At 71.3% G+C, this 25,093-nt stretch carries 28 protein-coding genes; 14 read left to right on the top strand and 14 right to left on the bottom strand.

Features of this window, described 5'->3' with window-relative positions:
* Window position 1: 1 nt before the first annotated feature.
* The 3 genes from ACGFI7_RS32040 (at window position 2) to ACGFI7_RS32030 (ending at window position 3,730) form a co-directional block, all read left to right on the top strand.
* Window positions 2-352 carry a heat shock protein transcriptional repressor HspR gene (locus ACGFI7_RS32040; protein WP_148036329.1) on the top strand — a complete coding sequence of 117 codons (351 nt, stop codon included), beginning with the start codon at window positions 2-4 and terminating at the stop codon, window positions 350-352.
* Window positions 353-2,923, top strand: a complete 2,571-nt coding sequence (gene clpB / locus ACGFI7_RS32035; RefSeq protein ID WP_393411112.1) for an ATP-dependent chaperone ClpB — start codon at window positions 353-355, stop codon at window positions 2,921-2,923.
* Between the two features lie 207 nt (window positions 2,924-3,130).
* A complete protein-coding gene (locus ACGFI7_RS32030) occupies window positions 3,131-3,730 on the top strand; it encodes a hypothetical protein (protein ID WP_393411110.1) in 600 nt (199 codons plus the stop codon).
* A gap of 26 nt (window positions 3,731-3,756) precedes the next feature.
* Here ACGFI7_RS32030 and ACGFI7_RS32025 read toward each other — a convergent pair whose 3' ends face one another.
* On the bottom strand, window positions 3,757-4,287 hold the full coding sequence (locus ACGFI7_RS32025; RefSeq protein ID WP_393411108.1) for a tetratricopeptide repeat protein: 531 nt from the start codon (window positions 4,285-4,287) through the stop codon (window positions 3,757-3,759).
* A gap of 165 nt (window positions 4,288-4,452) precedes the next feature.
* Between ACGFI7_RS32025 and ACGFI7_RS32020 the strand changes: the two genes are divergently transcribed.
* On the top strand, window positions 4,453-4,713 hold the full coding sequence (locus ACGFI7_RS32020) for a hypothetical protein (protein ID WP_393411106.1): 261 nt from the start codon (window positions 4,453-4,455) through the stop codon (window positions 4,711-4,713).
* Here the strand turns inward: ACGFI7_RS32020 and ACGFI7_RS32015 are convergent.
* The 5 genes from ACGFI7_RS32015 to ACGFI7_RS31995 all read right to left on the bottom strand — a co-directional run bounded on the left by ACGFI7_RS32015 (window position 4,710) and on the right by ACGFI7_RS31995 (window position 9,730).
* Window positions 4,710-5,366, bottom strand: a complete 657-nt coding sequence (locus tag ACGFI7_RS32015) for a TetR family transcriptional regulator (protein ID WP_393411104.1) — start codon at window positions 5,364-5,366, stop codon at window positions 4,710-4,712. The two genes, ACGFI7_RS32020 and ACGFI7_RS32015, sit on opposite strands and share 4 nt — an antisense overlap.
* 36 nt (window positions 5,367-5,402) lie before the next feature.
* Window positions 5,403-7,124 carry an SDR family oxidoreductase gene (locus tag ACGFI7_RS32010; RefSeq protein WP_393411102.1) on the bottom strand — a complete coding sequence of 574 codons (1,722 nt, stop codon included), beginning with the start codon at window positions 7,122-7,124 and terminating at the stop codon, window positions 5,403-5,405.
* Window positions 7,125-7,141: 17 nt separating this feature from the next.
* Window positions 7,142-8,218 (bottom strand): CapA family protein, encoded by a 1,077-nt coding sequence (locus ACGFI7_RS32005; RefSeq protein WP_393411100.1) that lies wholly within the window; start codon window positions 8,216-8,218, stop codon window positions 7,142-7,144.
* A 367-nt stretch (window positions 8,219-8,585) separates the two neighbouring features.
* The gene (locus ACGFI7_RS32000; RefSeq protein ID WP_393411098.1) at window positions 8,586-8,810 is read right to left on the bottom strand and encodes a DUF397 domain-containing protein; all 225 of its coding nucleotides are present in this window, start codon (window positions 8,808-8,810) and stop codon (window positions 8,586-8,588) included.
* A 56-nt stretch (window positions 8,811-8,866) separates the two neighbouring features.
* Window positions 8,867-9,730, bottom strand: a complete 864-nt coding sequence (locus tag ACGFI7_RS31995; protein WP_393411096.1) for a helix-turn-helix domain-containing protein — start codon at window positions 9,728-9,730, stop codon at window positions 8,867-8,869.
* A gap of 672 nt (window positions 9,731-10,402) precedes the next feature.
* Between ACGFI7_RS31995 and ACGFI7_RS31990 the strand changes: the two genes are divergently transcribed.
* From ACGFI7_RS31990 to ACGFI7_RS31965, 6 genes are all read left to right on the top strand, one after another.
* Window positions 10,403-10,630 (top strand): hypothetical protein, encoded by a 228-nt coding sequence (locus ACGFI7_RS31990; RefSeq protein ID WP_393411094.1) that lies wholly within the window; start codon window positions 10,403-10,405, stop codon window positions 10,628-10,630.
* A 1-nt stretch (window position 10,631) separates the two neighbouring features.
* Window positions 10,632-11,279, top strand: a complete 648-nt coding sequence (locus tag ACGFI7_RS31985) for a hypothetical protein (RefSeq protein ID WP_393411092.1) — start codon at window positions 10,632-10,634, stop codon at window positions 11,277-11,279.
* A 117-nt stretch (window positions 11,280-11,396) separates the two neighbouring features.
* Window positions 11,397-13,586, top strand: coding sequence for a molybdopterin-dependent oxidoreductase (locus tag ACGFI7_RS31980; RefSeq protein ID WP_393411090.1), 2,190 nt, complete (start codon window positions 11,397-11,399; stop codon window positions 13,584-13,586).
* Window position 13,587: 1 nt separating this feature from the next.
* Window positions 13,588-14,199: an HD family hydrolase gene (locus ACGFI7_RS31975; RefSeq protein WP_393411089.1), complete on the top strand. Its 612-nt coding sequence runs from the start codon at window positions 13,588-13,590 to the stop codon at window positions 14,197-14,199.
* Between the two features lie 120 nt (window positions 14,200-14,319).
* Window positions 14,320-15,141, top strand: a complete 822-nt coding sequence (locus ACGFI7_RS31970; RefSeq protein WP_393411087.1) for a Rieske 2Fe-2S domain-containing protein — start codon at window positions 14,320-14,322, stop codon at window positions 15,139-15,141.
* Window positions 15,142-15,169: 28 nt separating this feature from the next.
* Complete coding sequence (locus ACGFI7_RS31965) at window positions 15,170-16,003, top strand: NAD(P)H-binding protein (RefSeq protein WP_393411086.1); 834 nt, start codon at window positions 15,170-15,172, stop codon at window positions 16,001-16,003.
* Here the strand turns inward: ACGFI7_RS31965 and ACGFI7_RS31960 are convergent.
* From ACGFI7_RS31960 to ACGFI7_RS31945, 4 genes are all read right to left on the bottom strand, one after another.
* A complete protein-coding gene (locus ACGFI7_RS31960) occupies window positions 16,000-16,221 on the bottom strand; it encodes a hypothetical protein (protein ID WP_393411084.1) in 222 nt (73 codons plus the stop codon). The genes ACGFI7_RS31965 and ACGFI7_RS31960 overlap by 4 nt on opposite strands.
* A gap of 30 nt (window positions 16,222-16,251) precedes the next feature.
* Window positions 16,252-17,007, bottom strand: coding sequence for a sulfite exporter TauE/SafE family protein (locus tag ACGFI7_RS31955; protein ID WP_393411082.1), 756 nt, complete (start codon window positions 17,005-17,007; stop codon window positions 16,252-16,254).
* Between the two features lie 83 nt (window positions 17,008-17,090).
* A complete protein-coding gene (locus ACGFI7_RS31950) occupies window positions 17,091-18,017 on the bottom strand; it encodes an SPFH domain-containing protein (protein WP_393411080.1) in 927 nt (308 codons plus the stop codon).
* A 102-nt stretch (window positions 18,018-18,119) separates the two neighbouring features.
* Window positions 18,120-18,908, bottom strand: coding sequence for an ABC transporter ATP-binding protein (locus ACGFI7_RS31945; RefSeq protein ID WP_393411078.1), 789 nt, complete (start codon window positions 18,906-18,908; stop codon window positions 18,120-18,122).
* Window positions 18,909-18,977: 69 nt separating this feature from the next.
* Here ACGFI7_RS31945 and ACGFI7_RS31940 point away from each other — a divergent pair, with 69 nt between their 5' ends.
* Window positions 18,978-19,694, top strand: a complete 717-nt coding sequence (locus ACGFI7_RS31940; protein ID WP_393411076.1) for a hypothetical protein — start codon at window positions 18,978-18,980, stop codon at window positions 19,692-19,694.
* 7 nt (window positions 19,695-19,701) lie between these two features.
* Here ACGFI7_RS31940 and ACGFI7_RS31935 read toward each other — a convergent pair whose 3' ends face one another.
* Complete coding sequence (locus ACGFI7_RS31935) at window positions 19,702-20,325, bottom strand: response regulator (RefSeq protein WP_393411074.1); 624 nt, start codon at window positions 20,323-20,325, stop codon at window positions 19,702-19,704.
* A complete protein-coding gene (locus tag ACGFI7_RS31930) occupies window positions 20,322-21,437 on the bottom strand; it encodes a GAF domain-containing sensor histidine kinase (RefSeq protein WP_393411072.1) in 1,116 nt (371 codons plus the stop codon). The genes ACGFI7_RS31935 and ACGFI7_RS31930 overlap by 4 nt, the downstream gene beginning before the upstream one ends.
* A gap of 125 nt (window positions 21,438-21,562) precedes the next feature.
* Between ACGFI7_RS31930 and ACGFI7_RS31925 the strand changes: the two genes are divergently transcribed.
* From ACGFI7_RS31925 to serB, 3 genes are read left to right on the top strand one after another with little or no spacing between them, the layout of a single operon-like run.
* Entirely contained in the window at window positions 21,563-22,219 is a 657-nt protein-coding gene (locus ACGFI7_RS31925; RefSeq protein WP_393411070.1) for an SDR family NAD(P)-dependent oxidoreductase, read from the top strand.
* A complete protein-coding gene (locus tag ACGFI7_RS31920) occupies window positions 22,216-23,223 on the top strand; it encodes an S-adenosylmethionine:tRNA ribosyltransferase-isomerase (protein ID WP_393411068.1) in 1,008 nt (335 codons plus the stop codon). Before ACGFI7_RS31925 ends, ACGFI7_RS31920 begins: the two co-directional genes overlap by 4 nt.
* Window positions 23,224-23,274: 51 nt before the next feature.
* Window positions 23,275-24,513 (top strand): phosphoserine phosphatase SerB, encoded by a 1,239-nt coding sequence (gene serB / locus ACGFI7_RS31915; RefSeq protein WP_393411066.1) that lies wholly within the window; start codon window positions 23,275-23,277, stop codon window positions 24,511-24,513.
* On the opposite strand, the gene ACGFI7_RS31910 is transcribed toward serB, so the two are convergent.
* The gene (locus ACGFI7_RS31910; protein WP_393411064.1) at window positions 24,485-24,964 is read right to left on the bottom strand and encodes a SixA phosphatase family protein; all 480 of its coding nucleotides are present in this window, start codon (window positions 24,962-24,964) and stop codon (window positions 24,485-24,487) included. The genes serB and ACGFI7_RS31910 overlap by 29 nt on opposite strands.
* Window positions 24,961-25,092, bottom strand: coding sequence for a hypothetical protein (locus ACGFI7_RS31905; protein WP_393411062.1), 132 nt, complete (start codon window positions 25,090-25,092; stop codon window positions 24,961-24,963). Before ACGFI7_RS31905 ends, ACGFI7_RS31910 begins: the two co-directional genes overlap by 4 nt.
* Between the last annotated feature and the right edge of the window lies 1 nt (window position 25,093).

Below are 25,093 nucleotides of genomic sequence, written 5' to 3'. Positions count from 1 at the left end.
CATGGACGCCAACTATTTCGACCTGTCCGATGACACTCCTGTTTACGTGATTTCGGTGGCCGCGCAGCTGTCGGGGCTGCATCCGCAGACATTGCGGCAGTATGACCGGCTTGGCCTGGTCTGCCCTGGCCGCACGGCGGGGCGCGGCCGCCTCTACTCGACCAGAGACATCATCCAGCTGCGCGAGGTGCAGCGCCTCTCCCAGGAGGAGGGCATCAACCTCGCCGGCATCAAACGGATCCTGGAGCTGGAGAACGAGTCGTTGCGGCTGCGTGAGGAGGTTCACCGGCTGCGCGCCGAGCTTCAGATGATCAAGGCTCTGATCCGTTACGAGCTGCCACCGGGGGCGTAGATGGACTACAAGCTCACTCAGAAAAGTCAGGAGGCGCTCTCGGGGGCCATGCGGCGGGCCGCCGCCGACGGCAATCCCGAGATCTCTCCGATCCACCTGCTGACCACGCTGCTCTCGCAGACGGGCGGCACCGCCGTGCCGCTGCTGGAGGCGGTCGGCGCCGACTGGCGTGCGCTGCGGGCCAAGGCCGAGGAGAGTCTCGCGGCCCTGCCCAAGGCGCAGGGCGCGACGGTGGGGGCGCCCACGAGCTCCCGCCACCTGCTCACGGTGATGAACACCGCCGCCCAGCACGCCAACCGGCTGGAGGATCTGTACGTCTCGACCGAGCACCTGCTCGTGGGCCTGGCCGCCGACGGCGGCCAGGCGGCCGAGCTGCTCAAGTCGGCCGGGGCGACCCCGCAGGCGCTCCTTGACGCGTTCGAGAAGGTACGCGGCCACGCCCGCGTCACCAGCGAGACCCCCGAGGACACCTACCAGGCGCTGGAGAAGTACGGCGTCGACCTGACCGAGCGGGCCCGCGCGGGCAGGCTCGACCCGGTCATCGGCCGCGACTCTGAGATCCGCCGGGTGGTGCAGGTGCTCAGCCGGCGCACCAAGAACAACCCGGTGCTGATCGGCGAGCCCGGCGTCGGCAAGACGGCCGTGGTCGAGGGCCTGGCCCAGCGCATCGTCGCCGGCGACGTGCCGGAGTCGCTGCGCAACAAGCGGCTGATCTCGCTCGACCTGGGCGCGATGGTCGCCGGCGCGAAGTACCGCGGCGAGTTCGAGGAGCGGCTCAAGGCCGTGCTCTCCGAGATCAAGGAGAGCGACGGCCAGGTCGTGACGTTCATCGACGAGCTCCACACGGTCGTCGGCGCGGGCGCCGCCGAGGGCGCGATGGACGCCGGCAACATGCTCAAGCCGATGCTGGCCCGCGGCGAGCTGCGGATGATCGGCGCGACCACGCTCGACGAGTACCGCGAGCGCATCGAGAAGGACCCCGCGCTGGAGCGCCGCTTCCAGCAGGTGTACGTGGGAGAGCCGACGGTCGAGGACACGATCGCGATCCTGCGCGGGCTGAAGGGCCGCTACGAGGCCCACCACCAGGTGCAGATCGCCGACAGCGCCCTCGTCTCCGCCGCGGCGCTGTCCGACCGCTACATCACCAGCCGCTTCCTGCCGGACAAGGCCATCGACCTGGTCGACGAGGCCGCCTCCCGGCTGCGCATGGAGATCGACTCCCGTCCCGTGGAGATCGACCAGCTCCAGCGCGCCGTCGACCGGATGAAGATGGAGGAGCTGGCGCTGTCCAAGGAGACCGACGAGGCCTCCGTGCAGCGCCTGGAGCGCCTGCGCCAGGAGCTGGCCGACCGCCAGGAGGAGCTCAACGCCCTGGTCGGCCGCTGGGAGCACGAGAAGGCCGGTCTCAACAAGGTCGGTGAGCTGAAGAAGCAGCTCGACGAGGCGCGCGGCACCGCCGAGCGGGCGCAGCGCGACGGCGACTTCGAGACCGCGTCCCGGATCATGTACGCCGAGGTGCCGCGCCTGGAGCAGGCGCTGGCGGCCGCGTCCGAGGCCGCCCCGGCCGAGGACGCCATGGTCAAGGAGGAGGTCGGCCCCGACGACATCGCCGAGGTGATCTCGTCCTGGACCGGCATCCCCGCGGGCCGCCTGCTGGAGGCGGAGACGGCCAAGCTGCTGCGCATGGAGGAGGAGCTGGGCAAGCGCCTCATCGGCCAGAAGGAGGCCGTACGGGCCGCGTCCGACGCGGTGCGGCGCAGCCGGGCCGGCATCGCCGACCCCGACCGGCCGACGGGCTCGTTCCTGTTCCTCGGCCCGACCGGTGTCGGCAAGACCGAGCTGGCCAAGGCGCTGGCGGAGTTCCTGTTCGACGACGAGCGGGCGATGACCCGCATCGACATGAGCGAGTACTCCGAGAAGCACAGCGTCGCCCGCCTCGTCGGCGCGCCTCCCGGCTACGTCGGCTACGAGGAGGGCGGCCAGCTCACCGAGGCCGTCCGGCGTCGACCGTACACCGTGGTGCTGCTGGACGAGGTGGAGAAGGCCCATCCCGAGGTCTTCGACATCCTGCTCCAGGTGCTCGACGACGGCCGGCTGACCGACGGTCAGGGTCGCACGGTCGACTTCCGCAACACGATCCTGATCCTGACGTCCAACCTCGGCTCGCAGTTCCTCGTCGACCCGACGCTGACCAACGGCGCCAAGCGCGAGGCCGTGATGGGCGCGGTGCGCAGCGCGTTCAAGCCGGAGTTCCTCAACCGGCTGGACGACGTGATCCTGTTCGACGCGCTCGGTTCCGAGGAGCTGGCGCAGATCGTCGACCTGCAGGTCGACCGGCTCGCGCGGCGGCTGTCCGACCGCAGGCTCACCCTGGAGGTCACGCCCGCGGCCCGCGAGTGGCTGGCCCTGACGGGCTACGACCCGATGTACGGGGCGCGTCCGCTGCGCCGCCTGGTCCAGTCGGCCATCGGCGACAAGCTGGCCAGGGCGGTGCTCTCCGGCGAGATCGTCGACGGCGACAAGGTCCTGGTCGACCTCGGCGACGACGAGCTGACCGTCGAGCGCGCCTGAACCCCGTCGAACGCCCGAGGCCATCCTCCGGGCGTTCGACGTTCCCGCCCGGGTCATCCGCGCGCCCGTTCCTTAAGGTTCGGGCCAGCCTTCCGGCAAGCCGCCTCCCGGCTCCCGCGTGCCTGGCTAGCTTCGCGTTCGTCAGATCACCGAAAACGATCAGGGGGACGAGAAGTGCCGACTCGGAGCATCCGCAGAATTCTTGCCATGGTCACTCTGACCGCGGGGGTCACCTGGCTGGGGGCGGGCCCCGCGGCCGCCGACGACTGCCGGGACTCCAGGACCCGCATGGGCTCGCCCGCGGCGGCGCTCTGCGACGAGCTCGCCAAGGTGCGGCTGAGCGACAGCACCGCCCCGCTGCTCGGGTCGGAGAGCACCCATCTGGCCCTGGGCGCGGTCAGGCTGGCCGAGCACCTCGGCCTGACCGGGCTGGCCACCGCCCACTCCGCGACGGGCCTGTCGGACCTGGGCGGCGTCGTGGCCACCTCGGCCATGCCCGCGCTGCCGGCGCTGCCCGGCGTGACGTCCCTCGCGGGCGCGGCGAACCTGCTCAAGCTGCCCGCCCTGCCCGCGCTGCCCAAGGTGCCCGGTAAGCCGGGGAACTACCGGCGGCTCGCCAACCCCACGAAGGTGGTGCAGCGCCCGGCCGACATCCCGGTCGACGTGACCGCCCCGGTCGAGCAGGTCAAGAGCACGCTCGTGCGCCGCACGCTGCCGCAGGTGGCCGAGGCGCTCGACACGGCCAAGCTGCCGATCAACTCCTTCGACGGCGTCACCAGCCTGCTGAGCAGCGTCAGCCTGCGCTGATCCCCGGCCCCTCGACGGCGGGGGGATCAGGAGACGAGGGCGTCGATCTCGTCTTCGGGCAGGCCCAGGTCGAGCCTGATGCGGTAGCGGGTGCGCAGCATCGACACCCGCTCCGGATCGTCGCTCTCGCAGGTCAGCAGGGCCTGGGTGACCCACTCGTGACCGGCCTCCAGGTCGCCGTAGGCGACGAGGGTCTCGGCGATGCTGTGGGCGGTCGCCGCCGAGACTCCGCCTTCGGCGCGGATCGTCTCGACGACCTCCCTCGCCTCGTCGTGCCGGTCGAGCTCGAAGAGCGTGTCGGCGATGCCGGCACGCGGGTCGATGCCCGTCTCTCCGCCGTCCTCGACCGCGCGCTGGAAACACTCCAGCGCGCGGGCCGGCTGACCGGCCGCACGCCACTCCTCGGCCGCCTGAACCAGGATGGACGCTCTCGACACGTCGCCGCTGGAGTAATCGAGCGCGACGTCGTACAGCCTGCTGGCCACGGAACCGTGGTCGTCGGCCAGCAGCGCCTGCTCCAGCAGGCGATCAAGGTGCTCACGGGTCACATGCGCCACAACGCGAGACTACCGAGAGCCGTGCGGTTTTGCCCGCTCAATACGCATCGCCGATGCCCTGATGAGACCGCCACGAAACGTCATCACTTCATTACGTCGCGCATATATGCGCAGGTCGTTGGGCATATACCAGTCACTTCACGCCCGCAAGCGGAAGGGGCTGGGATGGGCAGGTCCAGGCAGACGACGTTCGCGCTTGCGGTCGCCGTGGTGTTGTCGGCGGTGGGGCCCGGGGTGGCCGGCTACGTTTCGGCCCGGCTCGAAGGGGCCGAAGCGGCCGAGCTCAGACTGCGGGCCCTGGAGGCCGAGTTGCAGGCGAGACAGGAGCGCGCCGCCCGGCCGGTGGCCAACCCGGACGCGTGCGCGCGGACCGACGAGCCCCACTGGCTCCCGGAGCTGCTCGAAGCCTGGGAGCGGACTCGCTAGTCGGGCTGCGGCGGATAGGCCCTGAGCTGACGTGACAGGAAGCCGCGCACGAGCTGCCTGGCCGCGTCGATGATCTCCTCGGAGCCGTCGGGGTCGTGCCGGAAGGCCAGCTTGAGCACCGCGTCACCGGCCTCGACGGCCACCAGCGCGGCGGTGTCGAGCTCGTGGCTGTCGGCCAGGCCGAACTCCGTCAGCAGCAGCCCCCGCAGCCGGCCCGCGATCACGGTGTTGTTGTCGGAGTCGGAGTCGAGCAGGTTGAGGTCGACCACGTCGCCGAAGTGGAGGCTCTTGAAGCCGGGCACCGTGCGGTGCATGTCGACGTACTCGTCGATGATCGCGTCGACGGCATCCCACCAGCCCCGGTAGTCCTCCTCCATGAAGCGGCGGCCCACCCGGGAGACGAACAGCTCCACGTTGCGCCGGGTCAGCTCCTGGGTGATCGCGCGCTTGTCGGGGAAGAACTGGTAGACCGAGCCGATCGCTACCCCGGCCCGCTCGGCGATGCGGGTCGTGGAGAGCGACTCGTAGCCGATCTCGTCGAGAAGTTGGGCGCAGGCGTCGAGCATCCGCTCGACCCGTCGGGCGCTCCGGCGCTGCGTGGGCTGCCGTCGCAGCGGCTTCGGCGACGCACAGTCATCTTCCAGTTGCGGCATGGACACGACCTCATCTTCCCCCGCCAGAACAGATCGTTACCCGCGATTGACCGGATTTCCCGGGAATCCCGTGAGCCTGGCCAGCCCACGCAGGGCGGATGGGGAGATCCTGGACAACGCGTACCCCATCTTGCCCTCCGCGTTGACCGGCACGACAGCCTGATTCCGGTGCACGGCGCGCAGGACGTGGGCCGCCACCCGCTCGGGCGGGTAGGCGCGCCGCCGCAGCGCCTCCTCGGACAGGTCGCGGGACAGGCCGCTCACGTACGTGGCGTTGCGCGCGATGGTGGTGCTCACGAAGCCCGGGCAGATGGCGCTGACCCCGATGCCCTCCCCCGCCAGTTCGGCCCGCAGGCAGTCGCTCAGCGACTTCACCGCGGCCTTGGAGACCGAGTACGCCGGGAGGAGGCGGGTGGGAACGAACGCGGCCACCGACGCGATGTTGACGATGTGCCCGCCCTCCCCGCGCTCGGCCATCTGGGCGCCGAACAGGCGGCAGCCGTGGATGACGCCCCACAGATTGACGTCGATGGTGCGCCGCCAGTCGTCCGGTGAGTGGTCGAGGATCCCGCCGACGACGACGATGCCGGCGTTGTTGACCACGATGTCCGGCACGCCGTGCTCGGCCCGCACGCGTTCGGCGAACGCGGCCATCCCTTCGGCGTCGGCGACGTCGACCGTCAGCGCGTACGCCGTACCGGCGAGGTCCTTGGCGATGCCGTCGGCGGCCAGCCGGGCGGCGTCGGCGTCGATGTCGGCGCAGACGACCTCGGCCCCGTGCGCCGCGAAGGCCCGAGCGGTGGCGCGCCCGATGCCCGCGCCCGCGCCGGTCACCACGACGAGCCGGCCGGCGAACGCCTTGCGCCCCGGGTCGACGCGGGCCCGGCGCAGGCTCCTGCTCTCCGGCTCGCCCTCGACGTGGCCGGCGAACTCCGCGATCATGCGCGCGATCAGGTCGGGCCTGCCGCGCTGCGCCCAGTGACCGGCGGCGATCCTGCGGTGCCAGAGCCGCGGCGCCCACGGCCGCAGCGACTCCAGCAGCGCGGTGGAGACGAACGGGTCGCGCAGGCATTCGATGAGCTGTACGGGCACGTCCACCCGCGGGTCGCCGGCCGGGCCCCGCCGGGTGAAGGTGTTGGCCCGGTAGAGCTCCAGCCCGTTCCGGGCGTCCTTGGGCAGGGTCTCGGCGGGATGCCCGGGCCGCGGCCCGACGCCGTCGGACCGGCGGAGCGTCCGCTCCATCAGCGGGGGCATGAACGTCTGCCAGGCCAGCTCGGGCAGGAGCGGGAGCTGGAAGGCGCCGATGTGGAAGGACCTGGCGGCCTGCCCGGCCACCGCCCGCAGGTCGCCGCTCCTGAAGAACCGCTCGCTCTGGGCCAGCCCGGGGCCGCCGAAACCGGTGAAGGAGGCGATCCGCTCGCGCAGGCCGGGCCGGGCGACCGCGTCCCAGCCCTGCAGCGAGCCCCAGTCGTGGCCGACCAGGTGGACCCGGGGCTTGCCGATGGCGTCGATGACGGCGGCCAGGTCGGCGGCCAGGTGGTCCAGGCCGTAGCGGTGCCGTCCGGACGGGGCGGTGGAGCGACCGGCGCCGCGCACGTCGTAGCGGACGACGTGGAAGCGGTCGCGCAGCCGCTCGGCGACCTCGTCCCAGACGCGGTGCGTGTCGGGATAGCCGTGCACCAGCAGAAGCGTGGGGGCGGCGGGGTCGCCCTCCTCGAAGACCGCCAGCCGGACGTCACCGGACTCGACCCAGCGCATCACGCACCTCCGGGGGTTCAGGGCCGGGCGGCCAGCCCGGTGCAGGAACGCAGCGCCTTCCAGTCGGCCACGGCCTGTTTCCTCGAGGTGCCGGTCATCGGGACGGGCACGCCGTTCTGGATGGTGGCGGGGGTCCACTGATCCTTGAGGATCTTGCGGCCGTTGATGGTGAGGGTCAGCACGCCAGTGCGGCCGGTGGTGGCGGGGTTGGAGTTGTAGAAGACGAAGTTGCCGAGGCCGTAGCTGATGTAGGCGTTGTCGAGGTACCCGGAGCCCAGCAGGATATGCGCGTGCCCGCCGACCACCACGTCGGCGCCGGCCTTGACGAGCTTGGGGGCCAGGGAGAGCTGCGCCGGGTTCGGGCACTTCTGCATCTCGGTGCCCCAGTGCAGGTGCACGATGACGGTGTCGGAGTTCTTGCGCGCCTGCCGTACCGCCTTGATCAGGCGGGCCTCGTTCTTGGCCGAGGCGAGCCCGCCCTTGTCGGGGGTGGCGGTCCAGGAGGCGATGAACTCGGCGTCCAGCACCTGGGTCGCGCCGATGATCGACACCCGGTTGCCGTTCACCGTCTTCCTGAACGGCTTGTACGCCTCGGCCTCGTTCTTGCCGACGCCCACCATCGGGAACTTCGACTTCTTGATGGCGGCGAGGGAGTCGGCCAGGCCGGTCTCCATGTAGTCCATGCCGTGGTTGTTGGCCATGGAGGCCACGTCCACGCCGGCGGCCTTGAGCGCGGTGATCGCGCTGGCCGGCGCCCGGAACGTGAACTGCTTGCCGGGCGCCGGGGTGCCGCCCGTGGTGATCGCGGTCTCCAGGTTGATCATGGCCAGGTCCGCCTTGCGGAGGACCGGGGAGATCGGGCCCATCGCGGTGCGCGGGTTGTTCAGCCGGGACCGCAGGAAGCCCTCGAAGTGCACGTCCCCGCCGAAGGCGATGGTGTACGGCCTGCGCTTCGGGGTGGCGGGAGCCGTCGGCTCGGCGGATGAGGTGGCAGCGGCCTGTCGCTGCCGCTCAGGCGTCTCGGAGCCGAAGACGGAGCAGGCGGCGAGCGAGGACACGACGGCCAGCGCCGAGAGTGCGCGGGGGAAGTTCACGGGGGCGCCATCCAGCTCGATCGGGACTATCAGGGATCGAGCATGCCATGTCCGGACTATTACCGCGTAGTGCCCCTGGCTTTACCTGGCGAAGCAGTGCGTGAACGACGGGGTGGCTCAACCGGAGACCGGGAGCGAGGCGCAGGGGGGAAGGGGGCGGCGGGCCGGCGGTGCGTCAGGACCGCCGGCGGCCGGAAACATGTGGGGGGTTCAGGCCACCGTGGCGTGTTGATCAACGGGACCGAGGTGCGTCATGATGTGCGGGAATCTTGCGCTCGCCGTGCGAGCGGGGAAACACGGAGGCCGGTGACGAGCCTCCACCTGACGGCCCTGTCCGGTTGCGCTACCAACCTGCCAGGGCCGTTTCTCACGCGCCGGCCGCGAGGGCCTCCAGGTCGAACTCTCCATCCCGGACCCCGGCCGTGAAGGCGGCCCACTCGGACGGGGTGAAGACCAGGACGGGTCCGTCCTGCTCCTTGCTGTCCCTTAGCGCGACATTGCCGTCGGCAAGGGGGGCGACCTCAACGCAGCTGCTAGCGCCGTTGCAGAAGCTGCTCTTCTGCCATGCCGCCGTCTTGTGATGGATAGACATTTTCTCCCCAAATGGGCGAAGGGGCGCCATTGCCCCTTTTTGTGGTCGTTCGTCAATCAGCCTCGCCACATCATGGCCTTGCGTTGGATGAGCACGCGTGATTCGTCCTCGTCCAGCGCCTGGGCCCTGATGTTCTCGAAGGCCACCTCGTAGCCCGCTACCCGCTCGAGGTCTTCGACGAAGTGAGCAGTATAAAGCTGCTCCAGGTACACCACATCGTCGAAATCCGCGAACTTGAGGTGAATGAACGCTCCCGTGCTGACCGGGTGCAGCGCGTCCATGGGCAACACCTGAACGCTGACGTGGGGCAGAAGGGACAGCTCCAGGAGATGCTCCATCTGCGCCCGCATCACCGAGGGCTCGCCGAAGCGGCGCATCAGGGCAGGCTCGTCCAGCACGAAGCGCATCTCACAGGGGTCGGCGCGGTGCAGGACACGCTGCTGTCTGTCGAGGCGGGCCTCGACCCTGCTCCGAACTCCGCTGTGGGTGAGGCGCGAGATGCCTCGGACGGCCAGGATGACCTCTCGGGCGTACTCCTCGGTTTGGAAGAGGCCGGGCACAATCTGGGGTTCCCAGTTGCGCTGGATGACCGCCTCTGCCTCCAGCCCGAGGAATCTTGTGTACTCCTCGGGCAGGGCGTCTTCGTAATCTTCCCACCAGCCGCGCTGATCCGCATCCCGCAACAGGCCAAGGAGCTCGTCAAGTTTCTCTTCGTCGATGCGGTAGAGCTTCCCCATCGCCTTGATGTCGTCGGGGCTGGGCATCGTCTTGGCGGCTTCGATGCGCGAGACCTTGCTGGGGGACCAGCCGAGCTCCTTGGCGGCCCTGGCGCCGGTGATTTTGCGTCGCTCTCGGAGAAGCCGGAGCTCCTGACCGAGTCTGAGCTTGCGGACAGTCGGACTGCCCTGCGTCGGTGGCACCGTCGACTCTCCTTGCCGGGAATGAAGGTGTAGCCGGAAGGAACCGTTTCGAGCCCGCGGTCTTGGGCCGTTCACTCAATCTTACACTGCAACTTGCACGAGCACCTTCATTTGGTCTTGCCAGAAGGCTTTCACGGAGAGACCGTGTGAAGCAAGCAAAGCTCCTGTGGGGGAAGGGGGCACGATGACGATCTCCGGCACTCGCCCGCGTTTCGCCGAAGAGTATCCATCGCGTGCAAGTTGCACGGCAATACGAAGGACGCTTGCGAAGAAAACGGAATCTTTCTTGCTGGAGGCCTTGCAGCAAGAGACTCTCCGGGGGACGATCGGGACCAGAAAGAGCCCAGGGGTGAGGAGGCCGGGATGACCATCACACGGCCCCACCGGAAGGGCCTTTCGCCCACGACCACCCGCGGCCGGTCAGGCCGCAGAACCGGCAACGGCGCCGTCCCGGATATGCGCATCGATCACAGGGAGGCCGTCTGCCGGAAGGATCTCGCACTCAGCTAAGAGTCACCGCCGCGATCTGTCGCTCGCTTCAGAGCACACGAAGCCGGACCGAGGCCAAGCTCTCACCCGCCACACCTGGGCTGCCACCCAGCGGCGGGCCGGTCATCGGCCTGCAGTCCGGCGTAAGAAGCCACCTCTGTTTTGCCGCGAAAGGGGTCTTCTATGTACTCACAAGGTACCAAGGGACTCAGCCGACGCAAGTCCTGGGTACTCACCCGCATCCAGGAACTGATCGCCTGGGCCGACCGCGAAATCTGCATGGAGCCGGACGAGTTCGCCCACCGGAGGGGCTGGACCGTCACCAGGACCGGTTTCGCCTCCCGTCGCTACCGCGACCCACGCTTCGACCAACTCAAGATCGTCACCCGGGTGCCCGAGGAGGTGTCCTGAGATGCCGAGGAACCCACGCAACCAGATCTACCCGGGCTACGAGGACCTGCCCGCCCCGGCCGGCTCGGGGATGCTCACCCGGCTCTGGCGGATCCGCACCGAGCTGCTGATCGTCGCCTGCGTCGCGCTGCTCGCGCTGGCCCTCGTGGACGCCACCAGGAAGGGCAGCTGGCTGCCGTTCCTCCTGCTGACCAGCGCCGTGTCGGTGCCGGCCGCGACGCGCTACGGCCGCAGCTGGGTCGTCGCGCACTTCTGGTGCGTGGTGTCCCGCCACCGGTTGCAGCGGGTCTGCCTGGAGACCACCATGCACACCCGCCGGGGCCGCATCCCGCTGGTGCTCTGGATCACCCCGACCACCACCGGCGAGAAGGCCCTGATCCTGACCAGGGCGGGCATCTGCGCCGAGGAGTTCGAGGCCTACGCGGAGGAGATCGCGGCGGCCTGCTGGGCCAGGGCCGTCACGGTCTACCGCCATCGCACCCGCGCCAACCTGGTGATCGTCGAGATCGTCAGGCGGGACGCGATCCCCGGGGCCTCCTCGCCCGGTCTCGACCGGCTCTACGGGCGGCGGGCCTGGATCTCGCTCCGCCACGACCTCGAGGAGCCGCCTGATCTGCCCCGGCAGCTGGTGCTGCAGCCGCTGGGCTGAAGGCCTAGGGACCCGCGCCTCCCTAGGAAAAGCCCCGGAGACCGCGGGGGCTCCGGGGCTTCCCCATGTCCACCGTACGAGTCAAGATGAGTTCAGCTGACGAACTCAGGAGTCGTGATGACCTCGACCGTCCACCGGACCTGTCCTCTGTGCGAAGCCGTCTGCGGTCTGACCTTGACCCTCGACGACGGCGGTCACGTGACCAGCGTGCGCGGCGACCGCGAGGACCCGTTCAGCCGGGGGTTCATCTGCCCGAAGGGCGCCAGCCTCGGCCGGCTGGACGAGGACCCCGACCGGCTGCGCAAGCCGCTGATCCGGGAGGGCGGCCGGTGGCGGGAGGCGGGCTGGGACGAGGCGTTCGCCGCGGTCGAGCGCGGGCTGGCCGAGGTGACCGCCGCGCACGGCCGTCAGTCGGCCGCCGTCTACCTGGGCAACCCGAACGCGCACACGATGGCGGGCGCCCTCTACAACGCGCCGCTGATCAAGGCGCTCGGCACCCGCAACGTCTTCTCCGCCAGCACCGCCGACCAGATGCCCAAGCACGTCGCCAGCGGGCTGATGTTCGGTCACCCGCTGGCCATCCCGGTGCCCGACCTGGACCGCACCGACTATCTGCTGATGCTGGGCGCCAACCCGCTGGAGTCCAACGGCTCGCTCTGCACCGCCCCCGACTTCCCCGGCCGGCTCAAGGCGCTGCGCCGGCGCGGCGGGCGGTTCGTCGTGGTCGACCCGCGCCGCACCCGGACGGCCGAGCTCGCCGACGAGCACGTGTTCGTGCGCCCCGGCACGGACGCCTACCTGCTCTTCGGCCTCGTCCACACGCTGTTCGCCGAGGACCTGGTCGCGCTCGCCCACCAGGTCAACGGGCTCGACGAGGTGCGCGAGGCGGCCAAGCACTTCCCGCCGGACGTGGTGGCCCGCCGCACCGGCGTGCCCGCCGAGGTGATCGTGCGGCTCGCCAGGGAGCTGGCGGCGGCGCCGCGGGCCGCCGTGTACGCGCGGATCGGCACCTGCACGGCCGAGTTCGGCACGCTCGCGCAGTGGCTGGTGGACGTGCTCAACACGCTGACCGGCAACCTGGACCGGCCGGGCGGGGTGATGTTCGCCAAGCCCGCCACCGAGTTCGCCGGCCGGCGCGGCCCGTACCGGGTGGGACGGTGGAAGAGCCGGGTGCGCGGCCTGCCCGAGGCGAACGGCGAGCTGCCGGTGGCGACCCTCGCTGACGAGATCGAGACGCCGGGCGAGGGCCAGGTCAGGTTCCTGGTCACGGTGGCGGGCAACCCGGTGCTGTCGGCCCCGCACGGCCACCGGCTGGACCGGGCGCTGGCCGGGCTCGACTTCATGGTGAGCGTGGACCCGTACCTGAACGAGACCACGAAGCACGCGCACGTCATCCTGCCGCCGCCGCGGGTGCTGCAGTCGGGGCACTACGACTTCGCGCTGCTGGGCTTCGCGGTGCGCAACTACGCGCGCTACTCGCCGCCGTCGCTGCCGCTGGACGGGCAGCCGTCGGAGGCGCAGATCCTGGCCAGGCTCACCATGATCGCCTCAGGGCTGGACGGCGACCTGGACGAGTTCGTGATCGGCCAGATGCTGGCCAAGGCCGTCGAGACGCCCGGGTCCGGGGTCGAGGGCCGGGACGTCGCCGAGCTGCGCGCCCTGCTGGAGGGCCGCACGGGCGTCGAGCAGCGGCTCGACCTCATGCTCAAGCTCGGCCCCTACGGCGAGTGGGCGGGCGGCGGCGACCTGTCGCTGCGCAAGCTGCTCGACAACCCGCACGGGCTCGACCTCGGCCCGCTGCGGCCCCGGCTGCCCGAGGTGCTCAAGACCGCCTCGGGCGTCGTCGAGCTGGCGCCGCCGCTGCTCCTGGAGGACGTCGACCGGCTGCGCGCCGGGCTGGAGACGGAGCCTCCGGAGATGGTGCTGATCGGGCGGCGCCACCTGCGGTCCAACAACAGCTGGCTGCACAACGTGGGCCCGCTGGTGGGCGGCAGCAACACCTGCACGCTGCAGATCAACCCGGTGGACGTGGCCCGGCTCGGGCTCGGCGGCGAGGCCGTGGTCCGCTCGGCGACGGGCGAGCTGACGGTGCCGCTGGAGCCGACCGACACGATCATGCCCGGCGTGGTGAGCCTGCCGCACGGCTGGGGGCATCAGGGCAGCTCGCAGGCAGTGGCGGCGAAGCACGCGGGGGTGAGCGCGAACGCGCTGACCGACGAGTCGGCAGTGGACGTTCCGTCCGGTAACGCAGTGTTCAACGGGGTTCCGGTGAACATTTCACCTACCAGTATGATCAGCGCCCATTAGGGTGTCGCGCGTGACTATCGTGCCAGCAGAGGACCGCCTGAACTCCCAGATCGCCTTCGCCGTCGAGATCGACAAGCTGAAGCGGATCATCCGCCGCAACCTGCTGATGGACGGCTCCAGACGGGAGAACGACGCGGAGCACTCCTGGTACGTGGCCACGCTGGCGATGGTCCTGGGCGAGCACGCGCCACCGGGCACCGACCTGCGGCGCGTCGTCGCCATGCTGCTCGTGCACGACCTGGTCGAGATCGACGCGGGCGACACGTTCATCTACGACCCGGTGGCGGTGGCCGCGCAGGCGGAGGCCGAGCGCGCCGCCGCCGACCGGATCTTCGCGCTGCTGCCCGACGGGCAGGGCGCCGCGCTGCGCGAGCTGTGGGAGGAGTTCGAGGACCGCAAGACGCCCGAGGCGAGGTTCGCCAAGGCGCTCGACCGGTTCGCGCCGATCCTGGCCAACCACCACACCGAGGGCGGCACCTGGCAGCTGTTCAAGGTGACCGCGTCGCAGGTGCGGGAGAAGGTCCGGCTCATCGAGGAAGGCTCGCCGTCGCTGGGCGCGTACGCCCGCGCCGTCGTCGAGGAGTCGGTGGCCAGAGGTCACCTTTCCGAGTGACGTCCGCACCCCTGGGGTAGGGGACTTGTCGTGAAAGAGACAGTACGGGCGAGACGTCGGCACTTTGGACGTTTCGTCGGACCCGTAGACCTCACCGACCGGCTCGAGAAGGCCACGTCGATGGACCGGCCGATCAGAGCGCTGGCGAAGACGATGCGCGAACGGCTGCCCCAGGGCTTCCTGCGCGACCTGTTGCACGGCGTGCCGACGGGCAAGCCCGCGCACCCGCCCCTGGCCTCGGTGAGCCTGGGCTGCTGGTTGTCGGCGACGATGCTCGACATGGCCAAGGCCGACCCGCGCGCGGTCCGGCTCCTGCTGGCCACCGGCGTCGTCACCGCGCTGCCCACGGCCGCCGCCGGCCTGACCGACTGGTCGTCCCTGCACCGGGAGCAGCAGCGGGTGGGCTTCGTGCACATGGTGTCCAACGTGGTGGCGCTCGGGCTGTTCTCCGGGTCGCTGCTGGCCCGGGTGCGCGGTCGCGAGCGGACCGGGCGCGCGCTGTCGTACGCCGGCCTCGCGGCGGGCGGGTTCGGCGGCTACCTGGGCGGCCACCTGGCCTACCGGATGTCGGCCGGGGCCAACCACGCGCCCCAGGTCTCCCATCTGGTGCCGCTGGGCTGGCACGACCTGTGCCTGCTGAAGGACCTGCCCGACGGCCGTCCGGTGTCGCGGCGGCTCGGCTACATCTCGCTGTTCGTGCTGCGCCGCGCCGAGAGCGTGACCGTGATGGTGGACACCTGCCCGCACCTGGCGGGCCCGCTCCACCAGGGCAGGCTCGTCGAGGAGGACGGCGAGGCGTGCGTGGTGTGCCCGTGGCACGGCAGCACGTTCCGGCTGGACGACGGCTCGGTCAGGCACGGGCCGGCCACGGCCCCGGCGCCCACGTTCGAGACCCGCGTCCGCAAGGACGGCACGATCCAGGTGCGGCCGCAATTGACCTGAAGTCTGCTTGAGGTTTTACGGTCGCCTCATGAACAAGATTCTGGTGACCGGCGCGACCGGTAACGTCGGCGGACATGTGGTGACCGAGCTCGCGCGGGCCGGCCTGTCCGTCCGCGCCCTGGTGCGCGACCCCTCACGGGCGCGGCTCCCCGAACAGGTGGACGTGGTGACGGGCGACCTGACCCGGCCCGAGACGGTGGAGCCCGCCCTGGCGGGCGTGGAGAAGGTGTTCCTGGTGTGGCCCGGCTTCGCCGCGCAGACCGCCGAGCCGGTCGTCGAGGCGCTGGCGAAACACGTACGGCACGTGGTCTACCTCTCCGCCAACGTGCCGGAGGAGAGCGACGCGCCGCCGATCTTCCACCAGGAGCTGGAGCGCCTGATCCGCGCCTCCGTGCCGAACTGGACGTTCCTGCGGCCGAGCGGCTTCGCGACCAACACGCTGGGCTGGGCCGACCAGATCAGGACGGGCGTGGTGCACTGGCCGTACGGGCAGGCGGCGCGCGCCCTCATCCACGAGAAGGACATCGCGGCGGTGGGGGTGCACGTGCTGACCTCGGCCGGGCACGGCGGCGCGGCCTATCCGATCACCGGGCCGGACCTGCTCACCCAGGCGGAGCAGGTCCGGATCATCGGCGAGGTGACCGGCCGCGAGGCGCGCTGGGAGGACATGCCGCCGGAGGAGGCCCGCGAGCACCTGCTGGCGGCCTGGGGCGACGCGAACTTCGTGGACAGCGCGCTGGCGGGCTGGCGGAGCTTCGTGGACTCCCCCGAGCAGGTTACGGACATGGTGGAGAAACTGCTGGGCAGGCCGGCGCTGTCGTTCCGGTCATGGGCGCGCGACCACGAGGCGGACTTCCGTTAGGACTTCTCGTCGGCGGGGTGCTCGACCAGGGCGAGGATGCGGCTGGACATGAACCGGGCGGTCCGGATGGCGGTGCCGCTCCGGGTCACCTCGCTCACTTCGACGAGCCCCCGCCGGGTGGCCACTTCGACGCGGCGGCCCGCGCGGGTGGCGACGACTTCGTAGGTGCGCGGGGTGCCGCCCGCGTCGATGACGATCTCCACGCGATCACCCTTCATGTACCGATTTATACCCAGAAAGTCGGAAATTTATCCGTACACCAGTTTGATAATCGCCACGATCCCCACCGCCACGATGACCACCCGCAGCAGCGGCGCCGGGATGCGGCGGCCGACCTTCGCCCCCACGAAACCCCCGACCATCGCGCCCAGCGCCACCATCAGCACCGCCCACCAGTCGACGTCCGCGACCAGCACGAACAGCACGGCGGCGGTGAAGTTGACCACCAGCGAGAGCACGTTCTTGGCCGCGTTCACCCGCTGCAAATGCTCGTCGAGGAAGCTGCCGAGCAGGCCGATGAGCAGCACGCCCTGGGCGGCGCCGAAGTATCCCCCGTAGACGCCCGCCCCGAACACGCCCAGCCACAGGGCCGGCCCGCCGTCCGCGTGCGCGTGCTCGCGCCGGGCGGCCAGCCAGGTGTTGAGCCTCGGCTGGATGATCACCAGCACGCAGGCCAGCCCGATCAGCACCGGGACCACGACCTGGAAGACGTCCGGGTCGAGATAGAGCAGCAGGATGCCGCCGGCCAGCGAGCCCAGCGCGGACCCGGCGGCGAGCCGGACCAGCCGGTCACGCTGCCCGCGCAGCTCGGCACGGTAACCGTAGGCGCCGGTGACGGAACCGGGGACGAGGCCGATGTTGTTGGACACGTTAGCCACGACCGGGTCGACGCCCACGGCCACGAGGGTGGGGAAGGTGATCAGGCTCCCCGAGCCGACCACCGCGTTGATCGCCCCGGCCGCCAGACCGGCGAGCCCCACGGCGAGCGCTTCCCAGACCGTCACCCCTGCCCCTTCCCCTTCAGGCGTTGACGACCGAGCCTAGGGGGCCTGACGGTGTGGCTCCGCGTCCGGGGTGGCGGGACGGACTACGCGTCCGGGGCGGGCGGTTTCTGGGGAGTGAACAGGCCGCCGAGGTTCTCCAGCGCCTTCCCCATTTCCGACGGGACAATCCAGATCTTGTTGGCGTCGCCCTTGGCGATCTCGGGCAGGGTCTGCAGGTACTGATAGGCCAGCAGGTGCTGGTCCGGGTTGCCCTCGTGGATCGCCTTGAACACCATGCCGATCGCGTCCGCCTGGCCCTTGGCCCGCATCGCCTGGGCCTCGGCGTCCGCCTGGGCGCGCAGAACCGCCGCCTCCGCGTCGCCCCTGGCCCGTAAGACCGCCGCCTGCTGCTCGCCCTCCGCCGCCAGGATGGCCGCCTGCCGCTGCCCCTCGGCGGTGAGCACGGCGGCCCGCTTGTCGCGGTCGGCGCGCATCTGCTTCTCCATCGAGTCCTGGATCGAGGCCGGCGGGTCGATGGACTTGAGCTCCACCCGGTTGACCCGGATGCCCCACTTGCCGGTCGCCTCGTCCAGCGAGCCGCGCAGCTCGGTGTTGATCTCCTCGCGGGAGGTCAGCGTGCGCTCCAGGTCCATGCCGCCGACGACGTTGCGCAGCGTGGTGACGGTGAGCTGCTCGACGCCGATGAGGAAGTTCGCGATCTCGTACGTGGCCGCCTTCGGGTTGGTCACCTGGAAGTAGATGACGGTGTCGATGGAGACGACCAGGTTGTCGGAGGTGATCACCGGCTGCGGCGGGAACGACACCACCTGCTCGCGCAGGTCGATCAGGTCCTTGATGCGGTCGATGAACGGCACCACGAGGTTGAGCCCCGGGGCGAGGGTGCGGTGGTAGCGCCCCAGCCGCTCCACGATCGCCGCCGTGGCCTGCGGGATGATCCTGATGGTCCGCGCCACCCCGAAACCCACCGCCGCGACCACGACGAAGGCGACGATGAGCTGCTCCACCGACATGGCTACGCTCCGAAATCGACGGGCCCGACGCGCTGCATGATATTTCGTCCGGGTCGCCCGCGGGTGATCTAGTACGGGCTGATACGGGCCGGGGCGTCGCGGCTAGTACGGGCGGACGTACCAGCGGCCCTCGGCGCTGCGCTCCAGCGACAGGGGCACCCCGAACGTCTGCGACAGGTTGTCGGCCGTCATCACGTGTTCCAGCGGCCCCTGGGCCACGATCGCGCCGTGACGCAGCATCAGGCCGTGGGTGAACCCCGCAGGGATCTCCTCCACGTGGTGGGTCACCAGGACCAGCGCCGGCGACCGGTAGTCGCCCGCCAGCACCGACAGCCGCCGCACCAGGTCCTCGCGGGCGCCCACGTCGAGCCCGGCGGCCGGCTCGTCGAGCAGCAGCATCTCCGGGTCGGGCATGAGCGCGCGGGCCACCTGCACCCGCTTGCGCTCCCCCTCGGACAGCGAGGCGAACCGCCGCCTGATCAGATGGGCCGCGCCCATCATGTCGATCAGCTCCACGGCCCGGGTGACGTCGTTGGAGTCGTACTCCTCCGTCCACCGGCCGAGCAGCGCGTACGAGGCGGTCAGCACCAGGTCGATGACCTTCTCGTCCGGCGGGATGCGCTCGGCCAGCGCGGAGCTGCACAGCCCGATGCGCGGCCGCAGGTCGAACACGTCGGCCACGCCGACCCGCTCCCCCAGCACCTCGAGCGACCCGTCGCTGGGGAACAGCAACGTGGACGCGAGCTGCAGCAACGTCGTCTTGCCCGCGCCGTTGGGCCCCAGCACGACCCACCGCTCGTCTTCCTCGACCGTCCAGTCGATGCCGCGCAGCAGGGTCGCCCCGTCGCGTCTGTAGGCGACGTCCTGAAACCGCAGCACCTGACCGCCCATCCCCGATCCCTCCTTGAGGAGTAACCCTGGGGACAAACCTATTGCAGGGCGAGCGCATATCGTGGATCGGTGCGCCCTGAATCGCCTATCTGTCCCGTGCTGGTCGCCTGGGGTAACGCCTGGCTCACCGGCCACATCGGCCTGGACGAGGCAGCCGACCACGTCGAAGCCGTGGGCGGCCCCGCCGTCGTGGGCGAGGTCCCGCTCCGTAAATACCTGGCCAACCTTCGGTCCGGAGGGCTCAGCGGGTTCCGGCTGGCCCTTCCTGCGCCCGGTGACCCGCTGGGATTGTCGGGGCCGCCGGGATTCAACTCGGCCGCCGTGGACGCCGGACAGGCCGCGATCGCCGTGCTCGACGACACCCGGATCGGGCTGGTGCCCTCGCTCGATCTGCGCGGTTCCTCGTACGTCGGAGTGAAGCTGGACGTGCACGACTCAGGGCCGGTACGGCAGGACCTGCCGTCGGTGGCGGAGGCCGAGCGCGAGCTGTCGGACGCGATGCGGCAGGCGACGGCGGCGCTGGCCGCCGCGGGCGGGCCGGCGCGCGAGCGGCCGCGGGACGTCGACGGCGGCGGCGAACTGGCCCCCGGCTACCCGGCGCGCGCCCACCGCGTGTCGGTCCTGGCCACCCGGCTGGGCGCGGCGCTGCGCCTGGCCGAGGAGCGCGGGCTCACCTCCGGCGAGATCGCCACCCGCGGGGAGGCCCTGCGCGACCTGGACCGGGCCGTACGACGCGCGATCGTCGCCGCCCACCACGCCATCTACGAACCGGTCAGGAACAGCTGAGCCGCCGTCAGGCGAGGTCGTGCCTGACGGCGTAGAGGGCGGCCTGGGTGCGGTCCTGCACGCCGAGCTTCATCAGCACGTTGGACACGTGGGTCTTGACCGTCTTCTCGGCCACCGCGAGGTCGCGGGCGATCTCGCGGTTGGACCGGCCCGCCGCGATCAGCTTGAGCACCTCGCGCTCCCGGTCCGTCAACGGCATGGGCGAGGCCCCCGCGGGCGCCGCGCCCCCGCCCGCGAGCATCGCCTCGGCCGCCTCCGGCGCGAGCAGCACCTGCCCGTCGTGGACGGCGCGGACGGCGCGCACCAGCGCCACCGGATCGATGTCCTTGTAGAGGAACCCGGCCGCGCCCGCCCGCATCGCCGGGCTCACGTCGGACCTGTCGCTCACCGAGGTCAGCACGAGCACCCGGGTCGCGTCACCGGACAGCTCGCCCAGCGCGCCGAGCCCGTCGAGCACCGGCATCTTGAGGTCCAGCAGCAGCACGTCGGGCGCGAGCTCGCGGACCAGCTCGACCGCCCGCAGGCCGTCGCCCGCCTCGCCCACGACCGTGATGTCTTCCTGCAGGTCGAGGAAGGTGCGCAAACCCTGACGCACCACCGGATGATCGTCGGCGATCAGCACCCGGATCACACCCCCACCTCCACGCGCACGGTCGTCCCGGCACCGGACGCCGAGCCGACGGTCATCAGACCGCCCACCGACTCCGCCCTGTCCTTCATCGAGATCAGCCCCAGCCCGCGCGACGCGCCCTGCTCGAACCCCGTGCCGTCGTCCTCGACGCTCAGCACCAGCCTGCCGCGCGCGTACGACAACCGCACGGTCACCAGGTCGGCCTCCGCGTGGCGCAGCGCGTTGTGCAGCGCCTCCTGCGCCACCCTGAGCACGGCCACCTCAACGGCGGACTCCAGCGGCGGCAGCTCGTCCGCCTCGAACACGACCCGCGCCGGATGCAGCCGGTCGAGCATCCGCACGTGCTTGCGCAGCGTCTCGCCCAGCCCGTGCCGGTCGAGCTCGGCGGGCCGCAGCTCGACGATCACCGCCCGCAGCTCGCCCAGCGCCTCCCCCGCCAGCCGCTGCACCCGCTCCAGCTCGGCCGCCGCCTTGTCCGGGGCCGAGTCCAGCATGGCGCCCGCCGCCTGCGCGCTCAGCCGCAGCGAGAACAGCTTCTGGGTGACGGCGTCGTGCAGCTCGCGGGCCACCCGGTTGCGCTCCTCCAGCATGGCCAGCTCGCGGCTCCGCTCGTACAGCCGGGCGTTGGCCAGCGCGATCGCGGCGTGCGCCGCGAACACCTGGAGCAGGTCCTGGTCGGCCTCGGTGAAGCCGCCGCCGGTGTGCTTGTTGGCCAGGAAGATGATGCCGAGCACCTCGCCGCAGTCGGTGATCGGGACGCCGAGGAAATCCTTCATCACCGGGTGCGCCTTCGGCCAGTACTCGAACCTGGGGTCGTCGCGCAGGTCGGGCAGGCGCACCGGGGCGCCCTCGCGGAGCATCGCGCCCAGCATGCCGTGCTGGCGCGGCAGCGGGCCGATCGCCTCCCACTGCTTGTCGGTGATGCCCTCGGCGACGAACTCCCCGAACGAGCCGTCGTCGTCGGGCACCCCCAGCGCGGCGTAGCGGGCGTCCAGCAGCCGCTGCGCGGACCGCACGATGACCTGGAGCACCTCGCGCACCGACAGGTGTCGGGTGACCGCCAGCACCGCGGTGCTCACCGCCTGCAGGATCTCGTCGCGTTCGGCCGTCACGCCCTCACTCTACTGACGACCGGCCGCCCGGCTGGAGACCGCCGTGAGTCCTAGGACGATGGGCCCGGGAGGCACCGGACCGGGGCCCGATGTGCGGGAGCGGCCGGGTTCCTACCGTCGCAAACATGACGAACACCGCACTGATCACCGGCGCCTCCCGCGGACTCGGCCTCGCGCTCGCGCGGTCGCTGGCGGAGGCGGGCTGGGACCTCGTGCTGACCGCGCGGGGCGCGGACGACCTGACCCGGGCCGCGGCCGAACTGGGCGCCACCGCCATCCCCGGCGACGTCACCGACCCCGCGCACGTGCGCCGGCTCGCGGACGCGGTCCCCGAACTGGACCTCCTGGTCAACAATGCCAGCGGCCTCGGCGCCACCCCGCTGCCGCCGCTCGCGGCCTACCCGCTGGAGACGTTCCGCGACCTGCTGGAGACCAACGTCACCGCGCCGCTCGCGCTCGTCCAGGCCACGCTGCCCGCGCTGCGCGCCCGGCGCGGGGCCGTGGTCAACGTCACCTCCGACGCCGCCACCGGCGCGTACGAGGGCTGGGGCGGCTACGGGGCCACCAAGGCGGCGCTGGAGCAGCTGTCCAACGTGCTCGCGGCCGAGGAGCCCGAGCTGGCGGTCTGGTGGGCCGACCCGGGCGAGATGGACACCAGGATGCTGGCCGACGCCGTCGGGGCGGACGAGGCCGCGGCCGCCACCGACCCGGCCAAGGTCGCCGCGGCCCTGCACGACCTCGTCCGCTCCCGTCCCGCCAGCGGCCGGGTGAGCCTGCAATGACCGCCACCCTCGACTTCGCCCTGCCGCCCGCGCTGTCGGCCCAGGAACCGCCCGAGGCGCGCGGGCTGTCCAGGGACGGGGTCCGCCTGCTGGTCTCGGCCGGCGACCGGGAACCCGCCCACCACCGCTTCACCGACCTGCCCGGCCTGCTGGCTCCCGGCGACCTGATCGTGGTCAACAACTCGGCGACGCTGCCCGCCGCCGTCCGGCTGGACCGGCTCGCGGTGCACTTCTCCACCGCGCGGCCCGACGGCACCTGGCTGGTCGAGCTGCGCCGCCGTACCGCCACCGCGAGCGAGCCGTACCCCGGCGGCGCACCGGGCGAGTGGCTGCCGCTGCCGGGACGCGCCACCCTGCGGCTCGTCGCGCGCGAGACGCCCCGCCTGTGGCGGGCCGAGCTCGACCGCGACGTGGAGGCGTACCTGCGCCGGTACGGGGTTCCCATCCGGTACGGGTACGTGCGCGGGGAATGGCCGATCGAGGCGTACCAGACCGTGTTCGCGACCGTGCCGGGCAGCGCCGAGATGCCGAGCGCCGCGCGGCCGTTCACCGCGGAGCTGGTCACGGCGCTGGTGGCGCGCGGCATCGGCGTGGCGCCGATCACCCTGCACACGGGGGTGGCGTCGCCCGAGAAGGACGAGCCGCCGTACGCCGAGCGCTACGCCGTGCCGGAGAGCACGGCCCGGCTGGTCGAGCTGGCCCTCGCCGGGGGCTCCAGGGTGATAGCCGCCGGCACCACCGTGGTGCGGGCGCTGGAGACCGCCGCCGCCGGTGGCCGGGTGACCGCGTCCGAAGGATGGACCAGCCATGTCGTGACGCCCGTCACGGGGGTGCGGGCGATCACGGGGCTCATCACCGGCCTGCACGAACCACGCTCCAGCCACCTGATGATGCTGGCCGCCGTGGCCGGGGAAGGACCGCTCCGCGCGGCGTACGAGGCGGCTCTGCGCGAGGGGTACCTGTGGCACGAGTTCGGGGACGCCCACCTGATCTTGCGGGCCTAATTGCGGACCTGCGGCGCGGGCATCCGAGCGGGCGCAGTACCGTGGCTGAATGTGGACCAGCGCACCCTCCTGATCACATTCACCGGCCCAGACCGGCCAGGCGTGACCTCGCGCCTGTTCACCGTCCTGTCGGGCTTTCCCGTGACCGTCGCCGACATCGAGCAGGTCGTCATCCGCGGCCGGCTCACGCTCGGCGTCCTGGTCGCCTACGCCGGAGGGCCGTCCACCGGCACCGGCAGCACCCTCGGCGCCATGTGGACCGCCGTCGAGCGGACCGCCGAGGACCTGGGCATGGAGGTGGAGCTGTCCACCGGATCCCTGGCCAAGGAGCACCGCCGCCGCGGCCGCCTGTCGGTCAGCGTGCTCGGCGCCACCCTCCAGCCCGCCGCCATCGCGGGCATCGCCGGCCGCATCGCCGCCGCCGGCGCCAACATCGACCGCATCGAGCGGCTCGCCCAGTGGCCGGTCACCTGCATCGAGCTGTCGGTCTCCGGCGCCAACCCCGACGAGCTGCGTGTCCAGCTCGCCGCCGAGGCCGCCGCCCAGCAGGTCGACGTGGCCGTGCAGCGCACCGGCCTGTCCCGGCGGGCCAAGCGGCTGATCGTGATGGACGTCGACTCCACCCTCATCCAGGGTGAGGTCATCGAGCTGCTGGCCAAGCACGCCGGCTGCCTCGAAGAGGTGGCCAGGGTCACCGAGGAGGCCATGCGCGGCGAGCTCGACTTCGCCGAGTCGCTGCGCCGCCGCGTCGCCCTGCTCGAAGGGCTGCCCGCCGAGGTGTTCGAGCAGGTGCGCGAGGAGGTCGTGCTCACCCCCGGCGCCCGCACGCTCGTACGCACGCTCAAACGGCTCGACTACCGCTTCGCCATCGTCAGCGGCGGCTTCACCCAGATCACCGACGGGCTCGTCGACGAACTGGGCATCGACTACTCGGCGGCCAACGTGCTGGAGGTCGTCGACGGCAGACTGACCGGCCGGCTCGTCGGCGAGATCGTCGACCGGCCCGGCAAGGCACGCGCGCTGGAGCGGTTCGCCCGCGAGGCCGGTCTGCCGATCAGCCAGACCGTGGCCATCGGCGACGGGGCCAACGACCTCGACATGATCGCCGCGGCCGGGCTCGGCATCGCGTTCAACGCCAAGCCCGTCGTGCGCCAGGCGGCCGACACGGCGGTCAACACGCCCTACCTCGACTCGATCCTCTATCTCCTCGGGATCTCGCGCGACGAGGTGGAGGCGGCCGACGCCGAGGACGCCCTGCTCGTCAGTCGAGCTTCGGGTCCCAGCGTTTGATCAACTCGCCCTCGCCCGACGACAGCTCGGGCCACGGCACCGCACACCTGATCACCGCGAACGTGCCCGGCCTGAACCCGTGGTCGCCGCCCGTCAGCATCGTCGCCAGCTCGTGCACGGCCGGGTTGTGGCCGCACAGCGCCAGCGTGTGGAGGTCGGGATCCTGCCGGCGCAGCCGCTCCAGCAGCCCCTCAGGGTAGGCCAGGTAGATCTCCGGCTCGTACCGGGTCGGCACGCCGGGAAAGGCCAGCTCGGCGGTGCGGCGGGTGCGCCGGGCCGGCGAACAGAGCACCACCTCGGGCTCCAGCCCCAGGATCCGCAGCTCCTCACCCGCTCGCTCGGCATCCCGCTCACCGCGCTCGGTCAGCGGACGGTCCTCGTCGGACATCGCCAGCGTCGGGGTCGCCGCCTTGGCATGGCGGAGCAGGATCAGCGTGCGCAACTCGGTCATCCTCTCGACGCCCAGACGGCCAGCGCCACGATCACCGCCATGATGGCCAGCATAGCGAGCAGGATGAAGGCAAGGGTCTTCCCGCCGCTGGGCGGCTTGTCGTCCATCCGCTCAGTTTCCCACCGCACC

The organism is Nonomuraea sp. NPDC048826 (assembly GCF_043198225.1).
GTDB lineage: Bacteria > Actinomycetota > Actinomycetes > Streptosporangiales > Streptosporangiaceae > Nonomuraea.
Note: the sequence above shows the minus strand (reverse complement) of the source record. Positions and strands in the feature narration are given on the sequence as shown.

Coding starts and splice junctions, on each gene's coding strand:
- ACGFI7_RS32040 (WP_148036329.1), top strand. CDS start 2: ATGGACGCCAACTATTTCGACCTGTCCGATGACACTCCTGTTTACGTG.
- clpB (WP_393411112.1), top strand. CDS start 353: ATGGACTACAAGCTCACTCAGAAAAGTCAGGAGGCGCTCTCGGGGGCC.
- ACGFI7_RS32030 (WP_393411110.1), top strand. CDS start 3,131: ATGGTCACTCTGACCGCGGGGGTCACCTGGCTGGGGGCGGGCCCCGCG.
- ACGFI7_RS32020 (WP_393411106.1), top strand. CDS start 4,453: ATGGGCAGGTCCAGGCAGACGACGTTCGCGCTTGCGGTCGCCGTGGTG.
- ACGFI7_RS32015 (WP_393411104.1), bottom strand. CDS start 5,366: ATGCCGCAACTGGAAGATGACTGTGCGTCGCCGAAGCCGCTGCGACGG.
- ACGFI7_RS32010 (WP_393411102.1), bottom strand. CDS start 7,124: ATGCGCTGGGTCGAGTCCGGTGACGTCCGGCTGGCGGTCTTCGAGGAG.
- ACGFI7_RS32000 (WP_393411098.1), bottom strand. CDS start 8,810: ATGTCTATCCATCACAAGACGGCGGCATGGCAGAAGAGCAGCTTCTGC.
- ACGFI7_RS31990 (WP_393411094.1), top strand. CDS start 10,403: ATGTACTCACAAGGTACCAAGGGACTCAGCCGACGCAAGTCCTGGGTA.
- ACGFI7_RS31985 (WP_393411092.1), top strand. CDS start 10,632: ATGCCGAGGAACCCACGCAACCAGATCTACCCGGGCTACGAGGACCTG.
- ACGFI7_RS31980 (WP_393411090.1), top strand. CDS start 11,397: ATGACCTCGACCGTCCACCGGACCTGTCCTCTGTGCGAAGCCGTCTGC.
- ACGFI7_RS31970 (WP_393411087.1), top strand. CDS start 14,320: ATGGACCGGCCGATCAGAGCGCTGGCGAAGACGATGCGCGAACGGCTG.
- ACGFI7_RS31965 (WP_393411086.1), top strand. CDS start 15,170: ATGAACAAGATTCTGGTGACCGGCGCGACCGGTAACGTCGGCGGACAT.
- ACGFI7_RS31960 (WP_393411084.1), bottom strand. CDS start 16,221: ATGAAGGGTGATCGCGTGGAGATCGTCATCGACGCGGGCGGCACCCCG.
- ACGFI7_RS31950 (WP_393411080.1), bottom strand. CDS start 18,017: ATGTCGGTGGAGCAGCTCATCGTCGCCTTCGTCGTGGTCGCGGCGGTG.
- ACGFI7_RS31945 (WP_393411078.1), bottom strand. CDS start 18,908: ATGGGCGGTCAGGTGCTGCGGTTTCAGGACGTCGCCTACAGACGCGAC.
- ACGFI7_RS31925 (WP_393411070.1), top strand. CDS start 21,563: ATGACGAACACCGCACTGATCACCGGCGCCTCCCGCGGACTCGGCCTC.
- ACGFI7_RS31920 (WP_393411068.1), top strand. CDS start 22,216: ATGACCGCCACCCTCGACTTCGCCCTGCCGCCCGCGCTGTCGGCCCAG.
- ACGFI7_RS31910 (WP_393411064.1), bottom strand. CDS start 24,964: ATGACCGAGTTGCGCACGCTGATCCTGCTCCGCCATGCCAAGGCGGCG.